The following is a 6130-nucleotide window of genomic DNA, read 5'->3' as shown; positions in this document are numbered from 1 at the left end:
AATCAAGTGAAACCAGAAACAATCAACCAACGAATATGTAGATAAAAGAATTTAAATGAAACAATAACAAATAACTTAGCTGACCTTAAAGTACAAACAAAGAAGATGGCAAAAAAAAGAAATAGACTTGATTGTACGATCATCAAGAAATTAAACAAAGGATTTTTTGTTCCTACACTATAAGAGAGGGCATATATTTATATTAAATAATCGTTTAATTATCAATGGTAAATTCTATTATAATGATATGAGTACATAAGCAAATAAGGAACAACTTTCATCAAAAAAGCATGTGAAATAGTAGTTAAAATAGTTTATAAAAATAAGGTATTGAAACAGAGTCATCATTTGAATGTAAAGTTCTTGAAAATTCTCGTCTCGTTTAGCCAACAAATTCCATCTTTTTACAACCAATAATTTCTCTATTTTTCCAATTTATGGTATCATCATTTTGTTAGTTATTAAAAAAAGTATAATTTTGAAGGGACGTCACTATGCAAGTATACGGAATTGATGCAATTATTCGAATCGTGAGTCATTTAGCTTTTATTTATCTGGCTTTCTGGTCGTTGCGGTCACTGCGAATTGAGATGTTTTTTAAAAAATTGCATGATACGCAAATTCGAATGGCGATTGTATTCTTCTCTATTTTTTTAGGATATACTGCCAGTAATTTCTTCTTAGAAATTATTGCATTGTGTCGAAATCTTTTCGTTAGCCTGCAGTAAAAAAAAGGTACTATAAAAAAAGGTACTATTTTAATAAAAGAAATGATATAATAGAAAAGATTTTGAGTCTTTATAGCTCATTGGAATTTTTTGGGGGGAACAACATGGAAGAGATCATCGTCAAAGGTGGCAAACAATTGAATGGAACAGTAAAAATCGAAGGAGCTAAAAATGCTGTTCTACCTATTTTAGCTGCTAGTTTGTTGGCTGAAGAAGGAACAACCGTTTTAGACAACGTTCCAATTCTTTCTGACGTCTTCACTATGAATCAAGTGATTCGTCATTTAAATGTAGATGTAGTGTTTGATGAAGACAATAATCAAGTAACGCTTGATGCGTCAAGACAATTAGAAATCGAAGCGCCATATGAATATGTGAGTCAAATGCGTGCTTCTATCGTTGTAATGGGACCATTACTTGCTAGAAATGGTCATGCAAAAGTTGCCATGCCAGGGGGATGTGCGATTGGGAAACGTCCAATTGATTTACATCTTAAAGGATTCCAAGCATTGGGTGCGAAAATCATTCAAAAAAATGGCTACATCGAAGCTATTGCGGATGAATTGATCGGTAACACGATCTATTTAGATTTTCCAAGTGTTGGAGCCACTCAAAATATCATGATGGCAGCAGTAAAAGCTAAAGGAACAACGATCATCGAAAACGTCGCTCGAGAACCTGAAATTGTAGATCTTGCAAATATTTTAAATAAAATGGGCGCAAATATCTATGGTGCTGGTACGGAAACGATGCGTATCGAAGGAGTCGGTCATCTGCATGCAGTGAAACACGCAATTGTTCAAGACCGGATCGAAGCAGGTACCTTTATGGTAGCAGCAGCGATGACTGAAGGAAATGTCTTGATCGCAGATGCAATCTCAGAACATAATCGTCCGTTGATTTCTAAATTAATTGAAATGGGTGCAACGATCACTGAAGAAGAAGGCGGCATTCGAGTTGTTGGTCCAAAACATATTTTACCAACTGACGTCAAAACAATGCCTCATCCTGGTTTTCCGACAGACATGCAAGCCCAAATGACTGCTATTCAGTTAGTCGCTGAGGGAACGAGCATGGTGACTGAAACAGTTTTTGAGAATCGCTTCCAACATTTGGAAGAAATGCGCCGTATGAACGCCCATGTGAAGATTGATGGAAATGTAGCGATTATGGACGGGAATCATGAATTACAAGGTGCTGAAGTTTATGCAACAGATTTACGAGCTGCTGCAGCATTAGTACTTGCTGGTTTAAAAGCAAATGGCATAACACGCGTTCGCAATCTTAAATACTTAGATCGTGGTTATTATCAATTCCATATTAAATTGCAAAACTTAGGTGCAGATGTGGAACGTGTGGCAATCGATCAAACGCCCGCTGATAAAACAGCTCAAGTCACTGTTTAAGGACGTGATAAAATGAGTAGTCAACGGTATATTTTAATCACATTGGTGAAGATTTTAGTTGTCATACTACTACTAATTCTTTTATTTATAGCTGGAACAATGATTGGATACGGGGTTATCGGTGGTGGAAATCCGTTTAAGGTTTTTCAACCAAGTTTGTGGCTGCACATCCAGGATTTTTTCAGATAAAGAGTTTTGTGAAAATGATAGTGTAAGCAAACAAAGGATTTCTTAAAACGAATTTTCGCTTTTGAGAAGTCCTTTTTTATTGTGAGTCATTCCACTGTTTGGCAGATTATTGCTCCTTTGAACAGTCGTTTGTCATGAATAGAAGAATGAGGATCAAAGCTTTAATAATGAGGTGATGAGATGAAAAAAATCTTAGTGGCTATTGTCCGTTTTTATCAACGGTTTATTTCTCCTGCTTTCCCACCTAGCTGTCGGTACTATCCTACTTGTTCAAACTATATGATACGTGCGATTCAAGTACACGGTGCATTTAAAGGAACGCTGATGGGGACAGCACGCATTTTGCGTTGCCATCCATTCGTAAAGGGCGGAATCGATTACGTGCCTTTAAATTGCCAATTGACACGTAATAAAAAAGATAAAGAGATGCCTAATTATGATGAAAAATAAACAGTCAGGTAAGACCGAGCATTCTGAAGAAAAAAGAATTGTCAAACTAGAGCAATCAACTTTACCTTGGTCATTATTGTTGGATGCAGATCCTGAAGAGGAAAACGTCCAACGATACATTGATCAAGGGGCTGGTTTTATATGGAAAGCAGAAAACGACATTCAAGGAGTGATCGTTTTTATCACAAATAAATTAGTGTTTGAAATAATGAATTTAGCTGTAGCTCCAAAAGTTCAAGGTCAAGAAATCGGCTACGCGTTGCTTACCCATACACTAAAAGAAATGAAAAAGTTAAAAACCACCCAACAACAAGTCATTATTCGGACGGGGAGTACGTCATCAGCAGCTTTACAACTGTATAAAAAAATCGGCTTCCTGGAAATTTCTAGAGAAAAAGATTATTTTGTCAAAAATTATAAACAGCCAATCTATGAAAATGGCCAACGTTTACGAGATCAAGTAACTCTAGCAAAGAAAATTTGAACTCATCCATAAAAAGGCTTTCAAAATACTGTGGCTTGACTTAAAATAAAAACAGTATGAGAAAAGGAGACAAATAAATGATGGGTATTTTAGTTTTTGATTTTGGTGGTTCCGCAGTAAAATATGGCTATTGGAATGGACAAGCGCTTGAAGACACCAGCCAATTTCCGACTCCTAAGACATGGGAAGAAATGAAAGCGCATTTAAAACAGGTATTCCAAACGTTTGTAAAACAGAAGGCGATTGAAGGCGTAGCAATCAGCGCACCTGGAGTAGTGAATCAGGAGAAACAGCTGATTGAAGGGATTAGTGCCATTCCTTATATCCACGGATTCAATATTTTTCATGAACTGGAAGAACTCTTCCATTTACCAGTGACGATCGAAAATGATGCTAATTGTGCTGGAATGGCTGAGTATTATGAAGGCGCAGCGAAAGAATATCAACATGTAGCATTTGTTGTACTTGGGACTGGAGTAGGTGGGGCAATCTTTACCCAAGGACAACTAAATAAAGGCGCTCATTTGTACGGGGGAGAATTTGGCTTGATGTTCTTAGAAGGCAATCAAACATTTAGTAAGCTTGGTACAGCAGTTCAAATGGCTTGGCGTTACTGTGACCGTTTGGGAGTTTCACGTACGACTTATAGCGGAAAAGAAGTCTTTGAACGAGCAGAACAAGGGGATGAACTAGCAAAAGAAGAGGTAGATAATTTTTATAATTATTTAACAAAAGGTTTGTTTAGTATCCAATTTTCGATTGATCCTGAAGTCATCGTGATTGGCGGGGGGATCTCTGCAAAAGCAGGGTTATTAACAGAAATCAATCAACGAATGAAACAATTAACTACTGATTTAGAACTAAATGACTTTGATCCTAAAATTTTATTATGTGATTATCGAAATGATGCAAATTTGATTGGAGCAGCTGCCAATTTCACCGCTCAACGTGAAGGTTTAGTTCAATGATGCATAGCGTTGAACAAAACTTTTAGACATATGGTAGGCATTCCATGATTGAATATGATAAACTATCATGGAGGTGGAAAAAGATGTCAAAAAAAAATAAAGATATTGAAGTACGTATCGAAGAAGTCAAAAAACAAATCAAAGGAACAACTTATGATGTGACTCAGTTATTTATTGGTAAAAAAATGATTGGGGAAATTTTGGCTTATGGACCAAAAGAATTTGAAATTTTTTTTGGTGAAGAAGATTTTGGGAAAGAAAAGAGTCTTGAAAACGCGATAGAAACAGTTATTCGTCACTGGAATCTACACGAATAAAAAAATATCAAAAAAATTTTCAATAAGGGGTTGCAAAAATCTGGAAAATTAGGTATTATAACTAAGTCAGGTTGATACAAACCTTTCGGAGGAGTAGCGAAGTGGCTAAACGCGACGGACTGTAAATCCGTTCCTTAGGGTTCAGTGGTTCGAATCCACTCTCCTCCATTTCATTGGGGTATAGCCAAGCGGTAAGGCAAGGGACTTTGACTCCCTCATGCGTTGGTTCGAATCCAGCTACCCCAGTAGTACGGAGTGATCTATTAAGATCACTCTTTTTTTGTGTGAAAACAGCTTGTTTCTTGAAGATTATCAAGAAATAGGCTAGAGTGAATAGTAGGTAGATCAAAAAAAGGGGGCAGTAAAATGAAGTGGAAAGAAAAAGTAGATGAGACTGCAGAGAAAATCTATGATTTGATTAAGTCGGAAAAGTATCAGGTAGAAGTCCGGTTACCGAAAAAATCAGAAAAAGCGATACAAGTGAAATCAAAGCGTCCAACCAATCACACAAAAAAATGGCTTTCAAAAAACCGTTAAGAATAACACAATCTCTAAAAAACAGTGATTTTGCTGTCTTTTGGAGGTTTTGTTATTTTACAAAATGATTTTCAATCCTTCCACTTGGATTAAAGAGGAAGGAAACACAATTACTTACATAAACTTTCGGATAAAATAAACGGGTTGGCAAATGATTGATCGACAATTAGTCGAGCAAAAGAAACTTTTTCCTTTTCAGTTGTGAACCAGGTATATACCAGTTATAATAAAGGAAATGAAAGGGCGGATATACATTATGTCGAATCAACTACCAGTCTATATACAAATCCATGATCAGATCAAAAGTGAAATCGAACAAGGTATTTGGAAAATCGGTGATCGCCTTCCTTCTGAAAGAGAATTGGCAGTGAAATTCAATGTTAGTCGAATGACTTTACGTCAAGCCATTCAAAACCTGGCTGATGAAGGGATTTTGGAAAGAAAAATTGGCTCAGGTACATATGTTGCAAGAGAAAAAGTCCAAGAAAAGATGTCGGGTGCGACCAGTTTTACTGAAATTATGGAATCACAGAATAGAGTACCCTCCAGTCGGACAATCTCTTATTTTTTAACTTCCCCAAGTTCTAGTGAAATGGAGAAGCTGAAACTGGAAAAAGACGAAACGATTCTTCGTATGGAACGAATTCGTTATGCTGATGATATACCAATCTGTTTTGAAGTAGCCAGTATCCCGCAAAAGATTATTGCAGACTATAGTAAATCTGAAATTACCAATTCTCTTTATCGGGTACTCGAAGAGAAAAGTGGGCATAAGATCGGGGCAGCTAATCAAACAATAACAGCCATTCTTGCTTCAGAAAAAATTGCAGAATATTTAGAAGTAAAAAAAGGAGATGCTGTGTTACGTTTACGCCAAACTTCTTATTTTGATGACGGTACCCCATTTGAATATGTTCGTACGCAATATGTAGGGAATCGTTTTGAATTTTATTTAGAGAAATAAAAGAGGGATGCGAAACAGTCCAAATAAAGAAGAGCCTGAGACAAGTTTTGTCCTAGGCTCTTCTTTTTTGATTTCGAGATCAGCGGA

9 protein-coding genes and 2 tRNA genes are annotated in these 6130 nt (G+C 36.5%); all 11 read left to right on the top strand.

The annotated features are described in order from the left end of the window. Positions 1-494: 494 nt before the first annotated feature. On the top strand, positions 495-728 hold the full coding sequence (locus tag AB3I42_RS12245; RefSeq protein ID WP_010737981.1) for a DUF1146 family protein: 234 nt from the start codon (positions 495-497) through the stop codon (positions 726-728). A 104-nt stretch (positions 729-832) separates the two neighbouring features. Further along, on the top strand, positions 833-2134 hold the full coding sequence (murA, locus tag AB3I42_RS12240; RefSeq protein WP_368022524.1) for a UDP-N-acetylglucosamine 1-carboxyvinyltransferase: 1302 nt from the start codon (positions 833-835) through the stop codon (positions 2132-2134). A gap of 12 nt (positions 2135-2146) precedes the next feature. Then, positions 2147-2323 carry a DNA-directed RNA polymerase subunit beta gene (locus tag AB3I42_RS12235; protein WP_010718586.1) on the top strand — a complete coding sequence of 59 codons (177 nt, stop codon included), beginning with the start codon at positions 2147-2149 and terminating at the stop codon, positions 2321-2323. A 180-nt stretch (positions 2324-2503) separates the two neighbouring features. Continuing rightward, positions 2504-2773 carry a membrane protein insertion efficiency factor YidD gene (gene yidD / locus AB3I42_RS12230; protein ID WP_010718585.1) on the top strand — a complete coding sequence of 90 codons (270 nt, stop codon included), beginning with the start codon at positions 2504-2506 and terminating at the stop codon, positions 2771-2773. Further along, on the top strand, positions 2760-3257 hold the full coding sequence (locus AB3I42_RS12225) for an N-acetyltransferase (protein ID WP_181914358.1): 498 nt from the start codon (positions 2760-2762) through the stop codon (positions 3255-3257). Before yidD ends, AB3I42_RS12225 begins: the two co-directional genes overlap by 14 nt. Before the next feature lie 80 nt (positions 3258-3337). Then, the gene (locus AB3I42_RS12220; RefSeq protein WP_025480524.1) at positions 3338-4225 is read left to right on the top strand and encodes an ROK family protein; all 888 of its coding nucleotides are present in this window, start codon (positions 3338-3340) and stop codon (positions 4223-4225) included. A gap of 83 nt (positions 4226-4308) precedes the next feature. Next, entirely contained in the window at positions 4309-4542 is a 234-nt protein-coding gene (locus tag AB3I42_RS12215; protein ID WP_010718582.1) for a DUF2969 domain-containing protein, read from the top strand. An 87-nt stretch (positions 4543-4629) separates the two neighbouring features. Beyond that, positions 4630-4710: transfer RNA gene (locus tag AB3I42_RS12210), tRNA-Tyr, on the top strand. Positions 4711-4716: 6 nt separating this feature from the next. Next, positions 4717-4788: transfer RNA gene (locus AB3I42_RS12205), tRNA-Gln, on the top strand. A gap of 120 nt (positions 4789-4908) precedes the next feature. Then, complete coding sequence (locus tag AB3I42_RS12200) at positions 4909-5079, top strand: hypothetical protein (protein WP_010718581.1); 171 nt, start codon at positions 4909-4911, stop codon at positions 5077-5079. A 256-nt stretch (positions 5080-5335) separates the two neighbouring features. Beyond that, positions 5336-6043 carry a GntR family transcriptional regulator gene (locus tag AB3I42_RS12195; RefSeq protein WP_010737976.1) on the top strand — a complete coding sequence of 236 codons (708 nt, stop codon included), beginning with the start codon at positions 5336-5338 and terminating at the stop codon, positions 6041-6043. Positions 6044-6130: the final 87 nt, after the last annotated feature.

This window comes from Enterococcus sp. C53 (assembly GCF_040887425.1).
In the GTDB taxonomy this organism is placed as follows: Bacteria; Bacillota; Bacilli; order Lactobacillales; family Enterococcaceae; genus Enterococcus_B; species Enterococcus_B hirae.
Note: the sequence above shows the minus strand (reverse complement) of the source record. Positions and strands in the feature narration are given on the sequence as shown.